At 74.7% G+C, this 17,870-nt stretch carries 15 protein-coding genes; 8 read left to right on the forward strand and 7 right to left on the reverse strand.

The genetic code is table 11. The features are described from left to right. The coding region (locus G5C65_RS13035; RefSeq protein ID WP_165298957.1) for a lactonase family protein at positions 1-1,037 on the forward strand (1,037 nt) is incomplete at its 5' end. A 48-nt stretch (positions 1,038-1,085) separates the two neighbouring features. Here G5C65_RS13035 and G5C65_RS13040 read toward each other — a convergent pair. Next, complete coding sequence (locus G5C65_RS13040; protein WP_165298958.1) at positions 1,086-2,141, reverse strand: hypothetical protein; 1,056 nt, start codon at positions 2,139-2,141, stop codon at positions 1,086-1,088. A 142-nt stretch (positions 2,142-2,283) separates the two neighbouring features. Here G5C65_RS13040 and G5C65_RS13045 point away from each other — a divergent pair, with 142 nt between their 5' ends. Continuing rightward, on the forward strand, positions 2,284-3,315 hold the full coding sequence (locus tag G5C65_RS13045; protein ID WP_165298959.1) for a winged helix-turn-helix domain-containing protein: 1,032 nt from the start codon (positions 2,284-2,286) through the stop codon (positions 3,313-3,315). Here the strand turns inward: G5C65_RS13045 and G5C65_RS13050 are convergent. Further along, positions 3,269-3,691, reverse strand: coding sequence for a Fur family transcriptional regulator (locus G5C65_RS13050; protein WP_165298960.1), 423 nt, complete (start codon positions 3,689-3,691; stop codon positions 3,269-3,271). The genes G5C65_RS13045 and G5C65_RS13050 overlap by 47 nt on opposite strands. Before the next feature lie 166 nt (positions 3,692-3,857). On the opposite strand from G5C65_RS13050, the gene katG reads away from it, so the two are divergent. Next, on the forward strand, positions 3,858-6,080 hold the full coding sequence (gene katG, locus G5C65_RS13055) for a catalase/peroxidase HPI (protein ID WP_165298961.1): 2,223 nt from the start codon (positions 3,858-3,860) through the stop codon (positions 6,078-6,080). 92 nt (positions 6,081-6,172) lie between these two features. After that, a complete protein-coding gene (locus G5C65_RS13060) occupies positions 6,173-7,135 on the forward strand; it encodes an urea transporter (protein WP_165298962.1) in 963 nt (320 codons plus the stop codon). 234 nt (positions 7,136-7,369) lie between these two features. Here G5C65_RS13060 and G5C65_RS13065 read toward each other — a convergent pair whose 3' ends face one another. The 3 genes from G5C65_RS13065 to G5C65_RS13075 all read right to left on the reverse strand — a co-directional run bounded on the left by G5C65_RS13065 (position 7,370) and on the right by G5C65_RS13075 (position 10,316). Then, positions 7,370-8,704, reverse strand: a complete 1,335-nt coding sequence (locus tag G5C65_RS13065) for a DUF6002 family protein (RefSeq protein ID WP_165298963.1) — start codon at positions 8,702-8,704, stop codon at positions 7,370-7,372. A 177-nt stretch (positions 8,705-8,881) separates the two neighbouring features. Beyond that, the gene (locus tag G5C65_RS13070; protein WP_165298964.1) at positions 8,882-9,355 is read right to left on the reverse strand and encodes a PPOX class F420-dependent oxidoreductase; all 474 of its coding nucleotides are present in this window, start codon (positions 9,353-9,355) and stop codon (positions 8,882-8,884) included. 58 nt (positions 9,356-9,413) lie between these two features. Further along, the gene (locus G5C65_RS13075) at positions 9,414-10,316 is read right to left on the reverse strand and encodes a hypothetical protein (protein ID WP_338146368.1); all 903 of its coding nucleotides are present in this window, start codon (positions 10,314-10,316) and stop codon (positions 9,414-9,416) included. A gap of 195 nt (positions 10,317-10,511) precedes the next feature. Here G5C65_RS13075 and G5C65_RS13080 point away from each other — a divergent pair, with 195 nt between their 5' ends. Continuing rightward, positions 10,512-11,390 carry a helix-turn-helix domain-containing protein gene (locus G5C65_RS13080; RefSeq protein WP_165298971.1) on the forward strand — a complete coding sequence of 293 codons (879 nt, stop codon included), beginning with the start codon at positions 10,512-10,514 and terminating at the stop codon, positions 11,388-11,390. 124 nt (positions 11,391-11,514) lie between these two features. Here the strand turns inward: G5C65_RS13080 and G5C65_RS13085 are convergent, their stop codons facing one another. Continuing rightward, on the reverse strand, positions 11,515-14,703 hold the full coding sequence (locus G5C65_RS13085) for an ATP-binding protein (protein WP_206441730.1): 3,189 nt from the start codon (positions 14,701-14,703) through the stop codon (positions 11,515-11,517). 82 nt (positions 14,704-14,785) lie between these two features. On the opposite strand from G5C65_RS13085, the gene G5C65_RS13090 reads away from it, so the two are divergent. The 3 genes from G5C65_RS13090 to G5C65_RS13100 all read left to right on the forward strand — a co-directional run bounded on the left by G5C65_RS13090 (position 14,786) and on the right by G5C65_RS13100 (position 16,928). After that, positions 14,786-15,706 carry an imine reductase family protein gene (locus G5C65_RS13090; protein WP_165298967.1) on the forward strand — a complete coding sequence of 307 codons (921 nt, stop codon included), beginning with the start codon at positions 14,786-14,788 and terminating at the stop codon, positions 15,704-15,706. Positions 15,707-15,744: 38 nt separating this feature from the next. Beyond that, on the forward strand, positions 15,745-16,107 hold the full coding sequence (locus G5C65_RS13095) for a chorismate mutase (protein ID WP_165298968.1): 363 nt from the start codon (positions 15,745-15,747) through the stop codon (positions 16,105-16,107). A 659-nt stretch (positions 16,108-16,766) separates the two neighbouring features. Beyond that, on the forward strand, positions 16,767-16,928 hold the full coding sequence (locus tag G5C65_RS13100; protein WP_165298969.1) for a hypothetical protein: 162 nt from the start codon (positions 16,767-16,769) through the stop codon (positions 16,926-16,928). Between the two features lie 51 nt (positions 16,929-16,979). Here the strand turns inward: G5C65_RS13100 and G5C65_RS13105 are convergent. Beyond that, positions 16,980-17,870 (reverse strand): serine hydrolase domain-containing protein (locus tag G5C65_RS13105; protein WP_165298970.1); only part of this gene is annotated, 891 nt, incomplete at its 5' end.

Genomic DNA, 17,870 nt, shown 5'->3' on the forward strand with positions numbered 1-17,870 from the left:
CCGCCACCCGGCCCGCGTACCTCGGCACCTACGGCGGCGGGATCATCTCGTGCACATACGACACGGAGACGGGAGACCTGACCGAGATCGGGGGCTTCCGCTGGATCACCAATCCGACCTTCCTCGCCCCCTCGCCCTCGGGAGAGGTCCTGTACGCGCTGGACAACGCCACGTCGACGGGCCAGGTGCGGGCCTTCGCGCGGGGCGCGGGCGGGGCGCTGACCGAGCTGGGATCGGCGCAGTCCACCGGCGGCCTCAACGTCACCCACCTGTCGGTCCACCCCTCGGGCCGCCATCTGCTGAGCGCGAACTACGGCGCCGGAAGCGTCGCCGTGCACCCCGTCCGGGACGACGGGAGCCTCGGTGCGCGCACGGCGCTGGTCCAGCACCACGGTTCGGGCCCGGACCCCGACCGTCAGGAGGGGCCGCACGCCCACCAGATGCTCACCGACCCGGAGGGCCGCTACGTCTTCGCCGTCGACCTGGGCACCGACACGGTCTACACCTACCGGCTGGACGCGGACAGCGGCGCGCTCGACCCCGTGGCGGAGGAGACGTCGGAACCGGGCGCGGGCCCCCGGCACATGGTCTTCCACCCGACCGCCCCGTACGCGTACGTGGCGAACGAGCTGGACAGCACGGTCAGCGTCTGCGCCTACGACCGGGAGAGCGGGAGGCTGACCCGCGGGGAGAGCCTGCCGACCGTGCCCCGCGACCCCGGCACCCGCAACTACCCGGCCGAGGTGACGATCTCGGAGGACGGGCGGTTCGTCTACCTCTCCAACCGGGGAGAGGACAGCGTGGCCCGGTTCGCCGTGGGGGACGGCGGCGGCTCGCTGCGCCTGCTGGACACGGTGCCCTGCGGGGGCTCCTGGCCCCGGCACATCAGCCTGTCTCCGTCCGGCGGGCTGCTGTTCTCGGCGAACCAGTACGGGAGGACGGTCGGCGTCTTCACGGTGCACCCGGACACCGGCGCCCTCACGCCGTCCGGCACCCCGCACCCCACGATCTCCCTGGGCTGCGTCCTGCCGATGTGAGGTCCGCACACCCAGCCGGGCTCACCTGGCCCTCGGCCCGACGATCCGTCAGACGTGCCCGCGTCGTCGGAGGAACCACACCCCGCCGGCGTCCAGCGCGTAGAGCCCTGACGTGCCCATGGGTCTGTGTGCCCAGCGGTGCGCCCACGTCCCCAGGACGTCGTCGTGGTTCGCGTAGCTGGACAGCGGGGTCCGGTGTGGGGGCCAGGGCGCGGGCCACTGCCGTGCGGTGCCCCGGAATGCATCGAGCCGGTCCCAGGGGAAGCCTGCGGCGAGTGCGGACAGCGCGGCCGCCCGGTCGAGAGCCTCGCCGAGGGCCAGCCCGGTGCTGCTCCTCGCGGCGGTGACCAGTTGGTCACCGGAGACCGTCCAGGGGAAGCGCACGTCCCACGCCGCCTCGCGCAGAGCGGGGACGGACAGCATCAGGGCGGCGTATCGCGGGTCGTCCGTGTGGTCCAGGCCCTCAGGCCGCTTCTCCTTCCGCATGTCCGGACCGTCGCACTCCCAGGCGTGGAACGAGGACAGATAGGGCAGGGCGTAGGGCAGCGTGACGGCGCATACCGTCAGGTATTCCGTGGCGTACCTCAGCGCCTGCTGAGGGCCCCCGCTCCGTCGCCTCAGCTCGTGCATGTCCCGCTCGTTGACGACCTCCAGGTCGAACAGCGTGACGGGATAGCCGTTGCGGGTCATATGGAGGACGCCCTCGGCGGTGAGGTCGCTCGTGTGCCGGGCGCGGGCCTCGTGCCGGGGATCGGAGAGCCTCGGAACGTGCTGTTCCATACGGCCGAAACGGGCGGCGAGCTCCTGTGACTGCTCCTCGTATTCCATACCCTCGGCCTCGGCCCGAGCCTCCCGCTCGTCGAGCACCCTGTCGTGCCACCGCTCGTCTTCGACACGTGCGCGCGCTGCCTTACGGACCTGACGTTCCGCGTAGACCTGTCCCGAGACGATCAGGGCGACGACCCACAGACCGATGGCGACGACGGTGGCGATCCCGCCCATGAGCACGGGCCCGAGGAAGAGGGTCGCCACTATGAGCGCGGCGACGATCTGGTTGTACGGGGTGCGCTTCAAGGGGTGGGGGCGGCGGGAAACCCGGCTCATGTACGAGACCTCTCTGGAGCGGCGGCCGGTACGGTCGGTCCGTCCCGGGACGATCAGCTGGTGGAAGCCTCCGGCCCGGCCGCGGCGCAGTCGACTCGATTCGGTCTGGGCCGAAGGCGGGGCAGCGCATAAGGATGGGCCGATGGCGACCGTTCGCGTGCATCTCACGGCGCGGGACCTGGCGCGCACCCGTATCGCGCGCGGCCCGTCACTGGCCGTGGAACTGCGCCTCGCGGCGGCGACGGCGCAGCTTCCCGGCCAGCTGCGTCCCGGGGAGTTCGACGACTGGCAGCGCTCGGTCTCCGAGCGGCTGGCGCCCGAGACGCGCACCGTCCTGAGCCTGCTGTCCGCCGCCCGGCCCTGCCCGCCCTTTGTCGTCCCGGGGGCGGTGCGGTCTGCCGGGGAACTGCGGGAGGAGGTGCTCCGCACCCCGCGGCGCAGAGTGCGCGAGGAACTGTCCGGCATCGCGGAGTACGGTCATGTGCTGCCCCGGTGGACGTCCGCACTCGGCGACGATCCGCGCGCCCTCGCATGGCTCGCCGGGACGCTGGAGGAGGTGTACACCCAGGCGCTGGAACCGCACTGGCCCCGGATACAGGCCGTTGCCGCGGCCGACCGGGCCGACCGGGCGGCGCGGATGGCCGACGAGGGGGTGGAGAGTCTGCTGGCCGGGCTGAACCCGGGCCGCGTCAGCTGGCGTCCGCCCGTACTGGAGCTCGCCTTCCCCTGCGTCCGGGAGCAGGTGGACATCCGGCTGCGCGGGCAGGGGCTGCTGCTGGTGCCGTCGCTCTTCGCCGCCGCGGTCGGCGCGATAGACGCACGCGAAGAGGCGTTCACTGTCGTGTACCCGGTGCGCTACGCCCCCTCCTGCTGCCCGCTGTCGGCTCCGGCGGGGCCCGTCCCGCTGGGCCCCTTCCCGGAGGCGGCCGCTCTCCTCGGCCGTACGCGCGCGGCCGTGCTGGCCGCCACCGCCCACTATCCCGGCTCCACGACGACCGAACTCGCCCGCCGTGCGGGGATCGCGCCGGCCAGTGCGAGCGCGCACACGGCCGTGCTCCGCTCCGGCGGGCTCGTCTCCACCGTCCGGGACTACCGGGGCGCCCACCACTCGCCCACCGCGGAAGGGCTCAGGCTCCTGGGGCCGCGCATTCCGGGCACAGGCCCCGGTAGGTGATCTCCGCGTGGGAGAGAGCGAAGCCGAACCTCTCGCCGGCGGGGAGGTCGGCCAGCGGATCGCCGACGGGGTGGACGTCCCGGATCGCACCGCACCGCGAGCAGAGCAGGTGCTGGTGGGAGCGGTGGGCGTTCGGGTCGTAGCGCCTGGCGCGCCCGTCCGTGGCGACCTCCAGCACCTCGCCCAGCGCGACGAGGTCGCCGAGGGTGTTGTAGACGGTCGTGCGGGAGATCTCCGGGAGCCGCGCGGTGGCGCGCGCGTGCACCTCGTCAGCGGTCAGGTGCATGTGCTCGCCGTCGAGCACCTCGGCGACGATCCGCCGTTGGACCGTCATGCGCCAGCCGCGCTCCCGAAGTCGTTCCACCAGGTCACTCATGGTCACCAGCCTCAAAGCGCGTCATCCGACGCATGAATGGGTGCAGTTCTGGTCATCGTATTGACTTGGACTGTGTCCATCGTAGGATCACTTCAGGCGGCAGCCAAGACACAGGACGACCAAGGCACAGGACGACCGGAGCACTTGGCAGGCGGGAAGGACTCCTATGGCTGAGAACACCGATGCGAACGTCACGGACGCGACCGCGGAGGGCGCGGGCGGCTGCCCGGTCGCGCACGGGCGCGCCCCGCATCCGACCCAGGGCGGCGGCAACCGCCAGTGGTGGCCGGAGCGGCTCAATCTGAAGATCCTGGCCAAGAACCCCGCCGTGGCCAACCCCCACGGCGAGGAGTTCGACTACGCCGCGGCGTTCGACACCCTCGACCTCGCGGCCGTGAAGCAGGACATCGCCGAGGTGCTGACCACCTCGCAGGACTGGTGGCCCGCCGACTTCGGGCACTACGGCCCGCTGATGATCCGGATGGCCTGGCACAGCGCGGGCACCTACCGCATCAGCGACGGCCGCGGCGGCGCCGGGGCCGGCCAGCAGCGCTTCGCGCCGCTGAACAGCTGGCCGGACAACATCAGCCTGGACAAGGCCCGCAGACTTCTGTGGCCGGTGAAGAAGAAGTACGGCCGCAGCCTGTCGTGGGCCGACCTGATGATCCTCACCGGGAACGTCGCGCTGGAGTCGATGGGGCTGGAGACGTTCGGCTTCGGCGGCGGCCGGGAGGACGTCTGGGAGTCCGAGGAGGACGTCTACTGGGGCCCCGAGACCATCTGGCTCGACGACCAGCGCTACACCGGCGACCGCGAGCTGGAAGAGCCCCTCGGCGCCGTCCAGATGGGCCTCATCTACGTCAACCCGGAGGGCCCGAACGGCAACCCGGACCCGGTCGCGGCGGCCCGCGACATCCGGGAGACGTTCCGCCGGATGGCGATGAACGACGAGGAGACCGTCGCCCTGATCGCGGGCGGCCACACCTTCGGCAAGACCCACGGCGCGGCCCCCGACTCCCACCTCGGCGCCGACCCCGAGGGCGCCCCGATGGAGCAGCAGGGCCTGGGCTGGAAGAACGCCCACGGCACCGGCAAGGGCGCGGACGCCATCACCTCGGGCCTTGAGGTCACCTGGACCTCCACGCCCACCCGGTGGAGCAACAACTTCTTCTGGAACCTCTTCGGCTTCGAGTGGGAGCTGACCGAGAGCCCGGCCGGCGCGAAGCAGTGGAAGCCGAAGCACGGCGCGGGCGAGGGCACGGTGCCGCACGCGCACGACGCGTCCAAGAGGATCGCCCCTTCGATGCTCACCACGGACCTGGCGCTGCGCTACGACCCGGTCTACGAGCCGATCGCCCGCCGCTTCTACGAGCACCCGGAGGAGTTCGCCGACGCCTTCGCGCGGGCGTGGTACAAGCTGACCCACCGCGACATGGGCCCCAAGTCGCAGTTCCTCGGCCCGGAGGTCCCCCAGGAGACCCTGCTGTGGCAGGACCCGCTGCCCGCGCCCGAGGGCGCGGCCCTCGACGCCGCGGACGTCACGGCGCTGAAGGCCAAGCTCCTCGACTCCGGCCTGACCGTCCCGCAGCTCGTCGGCACCGCGTGGGCGTCGGCCTCGACCTTCCGGGGCAGCGACAAGCGCGGCGGCGCCAACGGCGCGCGCATCCGGCTGGAGCCGCAGCGCGGATGGGAGGTCAACAACCCGGACCAGCTCGCGACGGTCCTGAGCACCCTGGAGAGCGTCCAGCGCGAGTTCAACTCCGGCGCCAAGCAGGTCTCCCTGGCCGACCTGATCGTGCTCGGCGGCTGCGCGGCCGTCGAGAAGGCCGCCAAGGACGCGGGCGTCGACGTCGAGGTGCCGTTCACCCCGGGCCGGGTCGACGCGACCGACGAGCACACCGACGCCGAGTCCTTCGCCGCGCTGGAGCCCACCGCCGACGGGTTCCGCAACTACGTGGGCAAGGGCGTCCGGCTGCCCGTCGAGTACCTGCTGATAGACCGGGCGAACCTGCTCACGCTGAGCGCCCCCGAGCTGACGGTCCTCGTCGGCGGCCTGCGCGTGCTCGGCGCGAACCACGACGGGTCGAAGCACGGCGTCCTCACCGACACCCCGGGCAAGCTGACCAACGACTTCTTCGCCAACCTGCTCGACATGGGCACGGAGTGGAAGTCGACGTCCGAGGCGCAGGACGAGTTCGAGGGCCGGGACACCGCCACGGGCGAGGTCCGGTGGACCGGCACCCGCGCCGACCTCGTCTTCGGCGCGAACTCCGAGCTGCGCGCGGTCGCGGAGGTCTACGCGAGCGACGACGCGCGGGAGAAGTTCGTGCGGGACTTCGTCGCGGCGTGGGACAAGGTGATGAACCTCGACCGCTTCGACGTCGCCTGACGACGGATCGGCAGGGTACGCCCGAGGGCTCCCCGGACTCCCCGCGCTCCCCCGGAGCGCGGGGACTCCGGTGAAAAGTGTAGATTACATTCATGTCGTACTCCGTATCGCTGGTCCGGCGGCAGCCGTTCCGGTTCGGCTGTGAGGTGCTGCGCGGCGTCGCCCAGGTGGACATGATGGCGAACGCCCGCTGCGGCGCGGTGTTCGCCGTGGCACTGTTCGCCGCCGGCTGGCAGTACGGCCTGTACGGGCTGGCGGGCGCCGCCGTGGGAACACTGGTCGCCTACGCCCTCGGCGTCGACCGGGAGCGGGTCGGCGCCGGGCTCGAAGGGTTCAACGGGTGCCTGGTGGCCGTCGCCTTCGCGGTGTTCCTCGGCCCGGGGCACCTGGCGACATGGATACTGGCCCTCGGTGGCGCCGTCGTCGCGGCCGTCGTCACCGGGGCGCTGGTCACCCTGCTGAAGCCGTGGTCGCTGCCGACGTTCACGCTGCCGTTCTGTCTGACGGCCAGCGCCATGACCGTCGCGGCGCCCGGCTTTCAGCGGGTGTGGCACGAGGGCTCCGCGCTCTCCGCGCTGCCGCGCACCGCGCACGGGGACCCGTCGCTCGGCTGGAGCGACACCGGGCACGCGCTCTTCTCCAACGTCGGGCAGATCTTCCTGATGCCCCAGTGGTACGTGGGGCTGATCTTCCTGGTGGGGATCTTCCTCGCCGACCGGCACGCCGGACTCACCGCCTGCGTGGGCAGCGTCGTCGGCACCGGCACCGCCTGGGCGCTCGGCGCACCGGCAGCGGACGTGCGGGAGGGGCTGCTCGGCTACAACGCCGTGCTCGTCGCCATCGCGCTGGGCAGCGTGTTCCTGGCGCGCGGCGTGTGGAGCCTGCTGTACGCCGTGCTCGGGGCCGCCGCCTCCACGGTGCTGACGGTCGCCGCGACCTCGTTCTTCGCCCCCTTCGGCGGGCACACCCTCACCTGGCCGTACATCCTGACCACGCTGGTCTTCCTGGTCGCCGTACCGTCCTTCCCCCGCCTCCAGAGCCGGGCCGGACTCTAGTGCCGTGACCGGCGTCGCCTGCTGGGTCCGACCTGCCCCGCGCTGTTTCGCCGCAGGCTGCGGCTGTGTGCGTGGTTGCGCGCGCAGTTCCCCGCGCCCCTGCGGGGCGCATCCTGGCGCCCCGCAGGGGCGCTTCAGGGGCGCGGGGAACTGCGCGACCAGCCACAACCCAGCCGCAGCCTGCGATGCACCTACAGGGGCAGCCCCTTCCCAGCAGGAGCCGCCGGACGGCGGCTACGCGGCGCGCCCGGCTTCCGGGGCGCGGGACGAGTCCGGGGCCAGGGCCTGGGCGACCACCGTGTCCAGCTCCCAGACGGAGTCGGCGTACCGCAGCCCGGAGTCCGGGAGCGGCGCGGAGTCCCGCACCCCGGCGCAGCCCGTGCCATGCACCAGCACCTCCGGGGTGCCGGGCCCGAGCAACCCCCGGTCCACCGCGCACAGCACCCCGGTCAGGGCCATCGGCAGCGCCCACTCGCGCACCTCGTCCGGCGCGGCGGGCAGCCGGATCCCGGCCGCGCCCAGCAGCGCCCGCACGGTGGTGTAGCGGTCCAGGCACTCCTGCGCCGACACCACGCAGCCGCCCCCGCCGCCCGCCCGGACCACGGCGCTCAGCTCGGACGCCGTGTCCGGGACCCGGGTGAAGAACGTCGGGTCGAGCACCTCGTCCGGGCTGCGCGCGGCGCCGGGGAAGCGCGGATCGGCCTCCTGGCGGTGGAGGCGGCGCTCCGGGTCGTACGCGTAGCGCGGCATGGGCGCGCGCGAGCACGAGCCGAACAGCGCGTGCAGCACCAGGTCGGGGGTGTTGAGGTGCTGCACCAGCAGATAGCGGGGCGGCGGGTGCCCTCCGGGCAGCCGCAGCGTGCCGTCGTGGTGGCCGAGCAGCCCGGCGCCGCTGTCCACGGCCTGCGCGTGCACCCGCCCGTACGGTCCGGGCTCCGGCAGCTCGTCCCGCTCCAGCAGCGCCCGCGCCGCGCCCGCCGCACGGTCCCCGGTCCGCCCGGAGACGAGCCACAGCGCGCCCCCGTAGGTCGCGCGCAGCTCCCGCGCGTACTGCTCGCGGTACGCGCGGGCCAGCCCGGCCACCCCGCCCGGGTCCGAGCCGTGGTACACCACCACCGGATTGCGGCGGCCGAGCGGCGGCTCGCACAGCGGCGAGCGGCGCAGCTTGTACCGGGAGCGCGCCGGGACCAGGCACACCGCGCGCAGCCGGTCGGGTGCCGCCAGCCCGTACCGGTGGGCGCGGAGCACGGCGTCGCGCAGCGCGGTGGCGCCGTTGCCGGAGGAGGGGGCGAGCAGGGTGACGGGCTGACCGGTCGCCCGGACGCGGGCCGCGGCGTGCGCCACGGTCACCAGCGCCCCGGCGCTCTTCACGCTCGGCGCTTCCGGGTTGCGGGCCAGGTCCAGCAGGCGCAGCCGGGTGCCGCGGTAGTCCGGCAGCTCGTGTACGGCGATCGCGGCGGCGGACAGACAGCCCGCCAGCCGGTCGTCCAGCGGCGGCAGCCCGCCCCCGGGGAACGTCTCGCGCACGGTGTCCCAGTAGCGGACCAGCGCCCCTTCGACGAGCCCCATGGCCGCCTCCAGTTTCCGCCGCTCATGAGCGGTACCGTCGCCTCCACGGTACTCGCATCGGGGCCGCGAACGTGCCCCGAAGGGGCGCGGGGAACCGCGCGAGCGGCCACAGACCACCCGCGGACCGCGACGCGCAGCAAGGGGCAGGGCCTGTCCGGCAGCATGCGGCCCGGGCACCTACGACGCGTCGTCGGCGAAGCGCAGCGGGAGGCCGCCGGTGGCGATCGGCCCCCAGCGGCGCGGGGTCACCCGGAGCAGCGACTTGCCCCGCTCCCGCATCGCCGCGCGGTACTCGTCCCAGTCCGGGTGCTCCCCGGAGATCACCCGGTAGTACTCGACCAGCGGCTCGACCGACTCCGGCGCGTCGATCACCTCGGCGTCGCCGTCGAGCTGCGCCCAGGGGCCGTTCCACTCGTCGGACAGCACCAGCACGCTCACCCGCGGGTCGCGGCGCGCGTTGCGGACCTTGGCGCGTTCCGGGCACGTGGACATCACCACCCGGCCCGCCTCGTCCACGCCGCAGGTCAGCGGCGACGCCTGCGGTGTCCCGTCCGCGCGCCGGGTCAGCAGCACGGCGCGGTGCCGCGGCCGGACGAAGTCCAGCAGCTCCTCGATACCGACGCGGGTGTTCGTGGCGATGGAAGGACTCATGCGGCCGAAGCTACGGCATGGAGTGCGCTCCAACGGAAGGCTGCGCCGTGCCCGTCCGCTACGTATCGCACTCCAGCACGCTCTGGCACAGCCCGCACCGCGCCCGCACCCGCCCGCGCACCGGAACCCGGATCCGCTGGTGGCAGGTCGGACAGGAGAACGAGACCCGCAGCGGGGAGTTGTGCTCGAACGCGTAGAGCCCGTTGCCCAGCGGCGGGGAGCCGGGGGACAGGTGCGCCTGCGCGTACCGCCGGTCCTTCGCGTACCGGTGCCGGCCCGCCCAGCCGGAGCGCGCCAGCGGGGGCCGCTCCTCGTCCCGCGCCGCCAGCGCGCCGCCGCGCACATACGCGTCGTACGCCTGCGGGCTGGTGAACCAGATCGCCGGGTCCTCGCCGAACACCCGCGCCCGCTTGGCCAGCACGTAGCCGAACTCCTCCGGTGTCAGATAGCCCAGCTTCTGCGACGACAGCTCGTCCTGCCGGAAGGCGTCCAGCAGCAGCCAGCCGGCGCCCAGGTACGCCGTCGCGGTGTCGGTGAGGATCTCGTTGTCCCGGGTGCCGGGGAAGGCCAGGTCGAGGCGGTGCAGATAGACGTGCATCACCTCGTGCGCCAGGGCCGCGCCGATGTCCCGGCGGTGTGTCTTGAAACGGTCGTTCAGCTCGACGAAGTACTCCGGCCCGGCGGTGAGCTCGACATGCGCCGCGTACTCCATCTCCCGGAAGCTGACGATCACCCGCGCCTCCGGCAGCCGCAGATGCCGCACCATGACCTGCGCGATGCGCTGGACGCCGAGGTAGAGGTCGTCGTGGTCGGAGAAGGCGACGTCACCGGGGGCGACGCTGGCGTCGAAGGTCCGGACGGTGTCCCAGGACAGCCGCCGGTAGAGCGCCGTGACGGCGGACCGGACGGTCTCCAGGTGCGGGAACCCGTGCTCGACGGGATCCCTGATGCGTCCTGACACTGGCCTCACCCCCATCACGGCCACTCTACGACCGTTCCCGCGGACTGAGCATGAGGTGCGTGTGTGTGCCCGGCAGGACGCCCCGCTCCGTGACCGGGCCGGGCCGGCCCCCTTACGCTGCTCCCCTCGGAGCAGGGCAGGGCGTGGACCGAGGGGAGCGGCGCTGCGGTGGGCGGGCACGGATACCAGTCCTGGATGCGGTACTTCACCCCCGGGCCCGTCCACCACCGGCTCGGCCTCGTCTGCCTCGGGGTCGGCATGCAGCACGGCGTGCTGCCCGCCGTCGGGCCCCGCACCCTGGACCACCACGTCGCCGTCGTCGTCAGCGCCGGGCGCGGCTGGTGCCGGGACGCCGAAGGGCAGCGGCACGACGTGGTCGCCCCGGCCCTGCTGTGGATCACCCCCGGCGTCCCGCACCACTTCGGGGCCGACCCGGCGGAGGGCTGGGACGAGGCGTTCGTCGACTTCACCGGGTCCGCTGTCGCGGCGTACACCGAACTCGGCTGCATCGAGCCGGGCCGCCCCGTCGTGCCGCTCACCGACGCGGGCCCGGCGCGGGACGCCGTCGCCCGCATCGCCCGCGCCGCGCGGCAGGGCAACCCGCTGCTGGAGATCGAGGCGGCCGCCGCCGTGCACGAGCTGCTCGTCGCGCTGCGCCGGGTCCGCGCCGACACCACCACCGGCGGCGCCCCCGTCCTGGAGGCGCTGGCCCGCGAGGCGTTCCTGCCGCTGTCGGTCGCCGAGCACGCCGCGCGGCACGGCATGACGGCGGCGGAGCTGCGCGCCGCGGTACGGCGCGGCGCCGGGTGCAGCCCCAAGGACTACCTCCTCGGCATCCGGCTGGGCCACGCCAAGGAGCTGCTCGCCGGGACCGATCTTCCGGTCTCCGCCGTGGCCCGCCGCGTCGGGTACGCCGACCCCGCGTACTTCTCCCGGCTGTTCACCCGCCGCGTCGGGGTGCCGCCCGTGCGGTTCCGGGAGCGGCAGGGGCGGGCCGTGCCCGGCGGCTGGAGCGACACCGTTCCCGACCCGGACCACCCGCCCACCATCGTCAGTACGACCACCCGTACGTAGCCGGGCAGCCATGAGCGCCCCGCCAGGGGCGCGGTGAACTGCGCGACCAGCCACAACACACCCGCACCCTGCGACGCAACAGCAAGGGGCAGCCCCGACCCAGCACGAACCCGCCGGGCGCGGCCTAGGCGCCGAGGGCGGCGCGGCAGCGTTCGGCGATCCGGTCCACATCGGCCCGCTCGCCCGCGCCCAGCGGAGCGCCGACCGAACGCCGGGCCGCGTCCGCGTCCTCCAGCAGCCCGGCCGCGTACGTGTACGCGCCCCGCAGCGACCAGGCCCCGGCCAGCCCCTCCCACGCCAGCGCGACCCCGCGCGGGTCGCCGACCCTCCGGGCGGCCTCCAGCCCCTCCTCGTGCAGCGCCAGCGCGCCCTCCGCGTCTCCCCGCAGCTCGGCGACGAAGCCCAGCTCGGCGAGGAGCAGCGCGGTACCGGGCTCGAAGTCCACCCGCCGGTGCCACTCCAGCATCCGCCGCAGATACGACTCGGCCGCCGCCAGGTCGCCCGCGCGCCGCGCGGTGAGCCCCAGCCCGATCTCGGCGTGCGCCACACCCGCCGCGTGCCCCTGGCGTTCGGCCAGCCGCCGGGCCCTCTCGTGCAGCTCGGCGGCCCGCTCGTAGCCGCCGGTGAGCATCTCGACCCGGCCCAGGCCCGTCAGCCACTCCGCGACCTCGGTCCACAGCTGAAGGTCCTCGGCGCAGGCCAGCCCCTCCCGGGTCAGCCGCCAGGCACCCGCGTAGTCCCCGGAGACCTCGGCGAGCGCGGCCACCGGGCCGAGGGCCAGCAACTGGCCCCACTGGTCGCCCCGCTCCCGGAACAGCTCGCCGCCGCGCAGCCCGTCCCGCCGGGCGGCACCGAGATCGCCGCGCAGCAGCGCCTGGGCGGCGCGCAGCGCGAGCGCCACCGCCTCGCACCAGCCGTCGCCCACCGCGCGCGCCAGCTCCAGCGCGTGCCCGGCCCACTCCTCGCCGGCGGTCTGCGCCCCGGACGACCACAGCGCGACGGCCAGATACGCCGCGCCCCTGGCCCGGGTCTCCGGGGCCGCCACCCCGTCCGTGAGCGGCCGGCCGCCGTCGGTGCCGCCCCCTGCGGCGCTCTCCGCGAGGGCGCTCTCCGCGAGGGCGGTGTCCGCGAGGGGCGTGCCCGTCAGGAGGGCCGCTCCCGCCTGGTGGGCGCGGGCGAGCGCGCGCAGCTCGCCGGGCGCCTCGCCCGGGACCGCCAGCGCCGCGTCCAGGGAGCGCCGGGCCTCGGCCGCCCTGCCCCGCAGCAGCCAGTACCAGCTCAGCGCGTTGACCAGCCGCAGCGCACGCGCGGCCGCTCCGCACGCCACCGAACGCTCCAGCGCGGCCCGCAGGTTCGCCGTCTCCGCGTCCAGCGCCGCCAGCAGGCGCCGCTGGTCCGGACCGTGCAGCGCGGAGGCGGCGCGCTCGGCGAACGCCGCGTAGGCGCGCGCGTGCCGGTCCCGTACCCGGTCGGCCTCGCCCGCCTCCGCGAGCCGCTCCAGCGCGTACGCGGCGATGGTCTCCAGCAGCCGGTAGCGGCGCTCCCCGTCCGGGGCGCCCGCCGCCGGCACCACCAGCGAGCGGTCCACCAGCCGCGCCACCAGGCCGGGAACGTCCGCGGCCGGCACGTCCCCGTCCGCGCAGACCTCCTCCGCCACGCGCAGCGTGCAGCCCTCCGCGTGGACGGCGAGCCTGCGCAGCACGGCGCGCTCGGGGCCGTCCAGGGTCTCCCAGCTCCAGTCGATCGCGGCCCGCAGGGTGCGCTGCCGCGCGGGCGCGCCGCGCCGCCCGCCGCCCGGCTCCCCCAGCAGCCGGAACCGGTCGTCCAGCCGCGCCGCCACCTCCCGTACGCCGAGCGCCCGCACCCGGGTCGCCGCCAGCTCCAGGGCCAGCGGGATCCCGTCCAGACGGCGGCAGACCGCCAGCGCGGCCTCCCGCGCCCCCTCCTCCCGCGCGCCGCCCGCGCGGGAGGTGAACAGCCGCAGCGCGTCCTCCTCGGCCAGCGGCTCCACCGGCCGCACCACCTCGCCCGCCAGGGCCAGCGGCTCACGGCTGGTGGCCAGCACCCGCAGCCCCGGCGCGGCCCGCAGCAGGTCCGCGACCAGCTCGGCCACCTCGTCCACCAGGTGCTCGCAGTTGTCGAGGACGAGCAGCAGCCGTCTGTCGCGCAGGACGTCCGCGAGCCGTTCGCGGGGCGGCTGCGGGGTGTCCGCGCGGACGCCGAGCACGGTCAGCACGCTCTCGGCGAGCGCGTCCCGCGCCGGGGGGCCGCCGTGCGCCGCGAGCTCCACCAGCCACACGCCGTCCCGGAACGCCGCACCGTCCCCGTCCCCGTCGGCGTCCCCGTCGGCGTCCGCGTCCGTGGTCCCGTCCGTGGCCGGCCGCGCCAGCCCCTCGGCCGTCGCCACCGCCAGCCGCGTCTTGCCGACGCCGCCCGGCCCGGTGAGCGTCACCAGCCGCGCGGTGCCGAGCAGGCCGCCTACGGCACGGACGTCGCCGTCCCGGCCGATCAGCTCGGTGTGCGGCGCGGGCAGGTTGGACAGCGGGCGCGCGGGGGGCGCGGGCGCGGGCCGGGGCGCCGGATCCAGCTCGGGCGACTGCTTCAGCACCGCCCGGTGCAGCTCCGCCAGCTCCGGCCCCGGATCCAGCCCCAGCTCCTCAGCGAGCAGCGTCCGTACCCGCTCGTACTCGTCCAGCGCCTCGCTCTGCCGCCCCGCGCGGTACAGCGCCAGCATCCGCGCGGCCCGCAGCCGCTCCCGCAGCGGATGCCGCTCCACGAGGTCCGCCAGCTCGTCCGCGAGCACCGCGTGCTCGCCCAGCTCCAGCCGCGCCCCGGCCCACTCCTCCAGCGCCCCGAGCCGCTCCTCCTCCAGCCGCGCCGCGGCGGCCCGGACGAACTCCTCGTCGGCGAAGTCCGCGTACGCGGGCCCCCGCCACAGCGCCAGCGCCTCCCCGAGCAGCCCGGCCCGCAGCGCCGCGTCGCCCGCCGCGCGGGCCCGCGCGCACAGCTCCCGGAACCGCCCGGCGTCCACGGCGTCCCGCGCGACATGCAGCAGATAGCCCGGCGCCCGGTGCACCACGTACTCCCGGCCCAGAGCGCGGCGCAGCTGGGAGACCTTGGTCTGCAGGCTGTTGACCGGGTCGCGGGGCAGCCGCTCGCCCCACAGCCCGGCCACCAGGCGGTCGGCGGACACCGGGTGCCCCTCGCCCAGCAGCAGCTGCGCCAGCAGCGCGCGGACCTTCGCCTCGGGGACCGGCACGGGCTCCCCGTCCGCTCCCCAGACCTCCAGCGGACCGAGCACCCCGAAACGCATACCGGCCACACTACTGCGCGGCGTCAGCGGACCGTGCGTCCGTCCTCAGCGCCCCGTGCGCGGCCCCGGGCACGCTGCGGCCATGACTGAGAACACCGAGACCAAGACCACGGCCGACACCGAGCAGAGCGCACCGACCCCCGTCTCCGTCCTGGGCCTCGGGCCCATGGGGCGGGCCCTCGCCGCGGCCTTCCTGGCCGCCGGGCACCCCACGACCGTCTGGAACCGCACCCCGGGCAAGGCCGCGCCGCTCGCCGAGCGCGGCGCCGCCGTCGCGGAGACCGCGGCGGCGGCCGCGGCGGCGAGCCCGCTGGTCGTCGCCTGCGTCATGGACCACGAGGCGCTGCACTCCGTCATCCGGCCCGCCGCCGAAGCGCTGCGCGGCACCACCCTGGTGAACCTCACCTCGAACTCCGCCGGGGACGCCCGCGAGACGGCGTCCTGGGCGGCCGCGCACGGCATCGACTACCTGGACGGCGCCATCCTGACGCCCACCCCCTCCATCGGCGGCCCGGAAGCCGTCTACCTCTACAGCGGCCCCGAGGCCCTCTACGAGCGGCACGGCGCGGCGCTCGCGGCGCTCGGCGGCACCGCCACCCACCTGGGCGCCGACCCGGGCAGGGCGGCCGCCTACGACGCGGCGCTGCTGGACTTCTTCTGGACCGCCGTGAGCGGCTATGTCCACGCGCTGGCCCTCGCCCGCACGGAGGGCGTCGACCCCTCCGAGCTGGCGCCGTTCGCGACGGGCATCGTCTCCGTGGTGGCCGAGGTCGCCGAGGAGCTCGCCCAGGAGACCGAGAGCGGGCGGCACTCCGGCGAGGAGGCCAACCTCCGCTCCGCCCTCGCGGGCATCGACCACATCCTGGGCACCGCCGAGGGCAGCGGCCTGGACAACTCCGTGCTGGCCGCCGTACGGGCCCTCGCGGCGCGCGCCGTCGCCGACGGGCACGGCGAGGACGGCATCAGCCGCCTGGTGGAGACGCTGGCCAGGCCGTCGTCATAGGGTTGGCGTCCCGAACTACCGACCCAGGGACACACCATATGGCAGCGACCCGAGGCGAGCCCGAGACGACCGAGGCCGTACACGAGGAACTGGGCGCGTTGCGTGACAGCATCGACAACATCGACGCGGCCGTGGTGCATATGCTCGCCGAGCGGTTCAAATGCACCCAGCGGGTGGGGCGGTTGAAGGCGGAGCACCAGCTGCCGCCGGCCGACCCCGCCCGCGAGGCCCGCCAGATCGCCCGCCTCCGCGAACTGGCCCAGGACGCCAAGCTGGATCCCGCCTTCGCGGAGAAGCTGCTCAACTTCATCATCGCCGAGGTGATCAGGCACCACGAGAAGATCGCCAACTCCACCCGGAGCTCAGCGGGCGTTCCCCCGGGCTCCGGGGACCCGGCCTGACGGCGCGCGGGGGTGTTCCAGCCAGGCGCGGCCGACGGCGGCGGCCCCGCGCAACCGGGGCCGCCCGGCTCCCGGACCCGGGGCTCCTGGACACCCGGTACCGGGTCCGTCCGGAGGCGGCTCCCCGCCCGGCACCGGGGGCGGAACCGCGCGCGGACCGGAGCGCGGTCGCACCGGCGGCGGGAGGGCGGCGGGCTGCGCCGCGGACGTCGGCGAGTGTCCCGCAACGGACTGAGGTTCCCGGCGCCCGTGCCTGCGGCGCCCGTACGGCAATCGCCCCGGCCGGCACCCCGGCACCCCGGCAGCCGCTGCCGACCTGGCCGTCCGTCCTACGGCGGGCGCCGCCGACCGGCTGCACAAGCGCCTGGGATATACCGGTGTGGCCGATTCCTCCGCTGTCCGGTCCTGGGCGCGGCTCCTAGGCTCCCCGGTGACCGCGCACCCGCGCCGCCCCCACCAGGGCTCCCTCGGAGGGAGCGGTGCTCCTCCTCGACACAGGAGAGCGCAACTATGGTCAGAACCAGACGAGCCGCGGTTCTCTTCTCCACCGTCACCCTGCTCGGCGCCGGACTGACGGTCCCCGCCGTCGCGGCCTCGGCACCGGCCGCCCCGGAGCGCGAGCCCGCTGCTCGTGGGCGAGGTCCGCGAACGTCAACTATGTGTGGAACCGGGGGCAGTCGTCCCGCTTCACCGGCGTCGCGTACTACAAGAAGACGAGCTACCGGGACCAGGTCGGCTGCACCCGGCAGGGGAAGCGCGGCTATCTCCAGGGCACGTACAAGGTCGCCTCCCATCGGTGGATCACCTCCAGCTGCGGTTAGCCCGGCTCCGCAGGGGCGGGGCGGGCGGGGCGGCGGGAGCCGCCCCGCCCGTCAGCCGCAGAACGCCTCGTCCAGCAGGGCGTCGACGGAGTCGTCGGTGTCGGCGCGGAAGTCGGGGGTGAGCGCGACGCTGACCTGGCGGCGCCGGTCCTGGGTGGTGTACGACCAGGACTGGTACGCCAGGGCGTCGCCGTCGTTGCCGTACACCCGGACCCCGCACGAGGTGTCCCACCAGGCCAGCCCCAGGCCGTACGGCTTGCCGCCCGCGATGCCCGGGGTCCGCATCTCGCGGAGCAGGCCCTCCGGCAGCAGGCGCCCGCTGAGCAGCGCGGCGAAGAAGCGGTTGAGGTCCCGGGCGGTGGATATGAGCTCGCCGCCCGCGCCGAACACCGAGGGGTTCATCTCCGTGTAGTCGACGAGGCGGGTCGTGCCGTGGCGCCGGACCGGCACATAGCCGTGCGGGTGCGGTCCGTGGAGGTGCGGGGAGGTTCCCGGCATCTCGGTTCCGCCCAGATGCAGCGGTTTGACGATCCGGCGCTCGATCTCGTCGCCGTACGGCCGGCCGGTCGCCTTCTCGACGATCCGGCCGAGCAGGAGGTAGCCGGTGTTGGAGTACGCGAACTCCGAGCCCGGCGGCTCGAACGACGGCGGGTGGGCCACCGCGCGCCGGACCAGTTCGGACGGGCGCCATGTCCGCCACCGGTTGTCCAGGAACTCCGGCGACGGGGGCAGCGGCAGCGTGGGCTTGTAGTCGTACAACCCGCTGGTGTGGTTGAGCAGATAACGTACCGTGATGCGCCGGCCGTCCGGGACGGCTCCGGGCAGCCACCGCCCGACCGGGTCGTCCAGCCGCAGCCGGCCCTCGTCGACGAGCTGGAGCACGGTGGTGGCGAGGAACGTCTTGGTGATGCTGCCCGCCCGGAACCGGCCCTCGGCCGGGAC

The organism is Streptomyces boncukensis, from assembly GCF_011045075.1.
Taxonomy (GTDB): Bacteria; Actinomycetota; Actinomycetes; order Streptomycetales; family Streptomycetaceae; genus Streptomyces; species Streptomyces boncukensis.

Bases quoted from the DNA above. Each gene is read 5' to 3' on its own strand.
- G5C65_RS13040 (WP_165298958.1), bottom strand. From the start codon at position 2,141: ATGAGCCGGGTTTCCCGCCGCCCCCACCCCTTGAAGCGCACCCCGTAC.
- G5C65_RS13045 (WP_165298959.1), top strand. From the start codon at position 2,284: ATGGCGACCGTTCGCGTGCATCTCACGGCGCGGGACCTGGCGCGCACC.
- G5C65_RS13050 (WP_165298960.1), bottom strand. From the start codon at position 3,691: ATGAGTGACCTGGTGGAACGACTTCGGGAGCGCGGCTGGCGCATGACG.
- katG (WP_165298961.1), top strand. From the start codon at position 3,858: ATGGCTGAGAACACCGATGCGAACGTCACGGACGCGACCGCGGAGGGC.
- G5C65_RS13060 (WP_165298962.1), top strand. From the start codon at position 6,173: ATGTCGTACTCCGTATCGCTGGTCCGGCGGCAGCCGTTCCGGTTCGGC.
- G5C65_RS13065 (WP_165298963.1), bottom strand. From the start codon at position 8,704: ATGGGGCTCGTCGAAGGGGCGCTGGTCCGCTACTGGGACACCGTGCGC.
- G5C65_RS13070 (WP_165298964.1), bottom strand. From the start codon at position 9,355: ATGAGTCCTTCCATCGCCACGAACACCCGCGTCGGTATCGAGGAGCTG.
- G5C65_RS13080 (WP_165298971.1), top strand. From the start codon at position 10,512: ATGCGGTACTTCACCCCCGGGCCCGTCCACCACCGGCTCGGCCTCGTC.
- G5C65_RS13085 (WP_206441730.1), bottom strand. From the start codon at position 14,703: ATGCGTTTCGGGGTGCTCGGTCCGCTGGAGGTCTGGGGAGCGGACGGG.
- G5C65_RS13090 (WP_165298967.1), top strand. From the start codon at position 14,786: ATGACTGAGAACACCGAGACCAAGACCACGGCCGACACCGAGCAGAGC.
- G5C65_RS13095 (WP_165298968.1), top strand. From the start codon at position 15,745: ATGGCAGCGACCCGAGGCGAGCCCGAGACGACCGAGGCCGTACACGAG.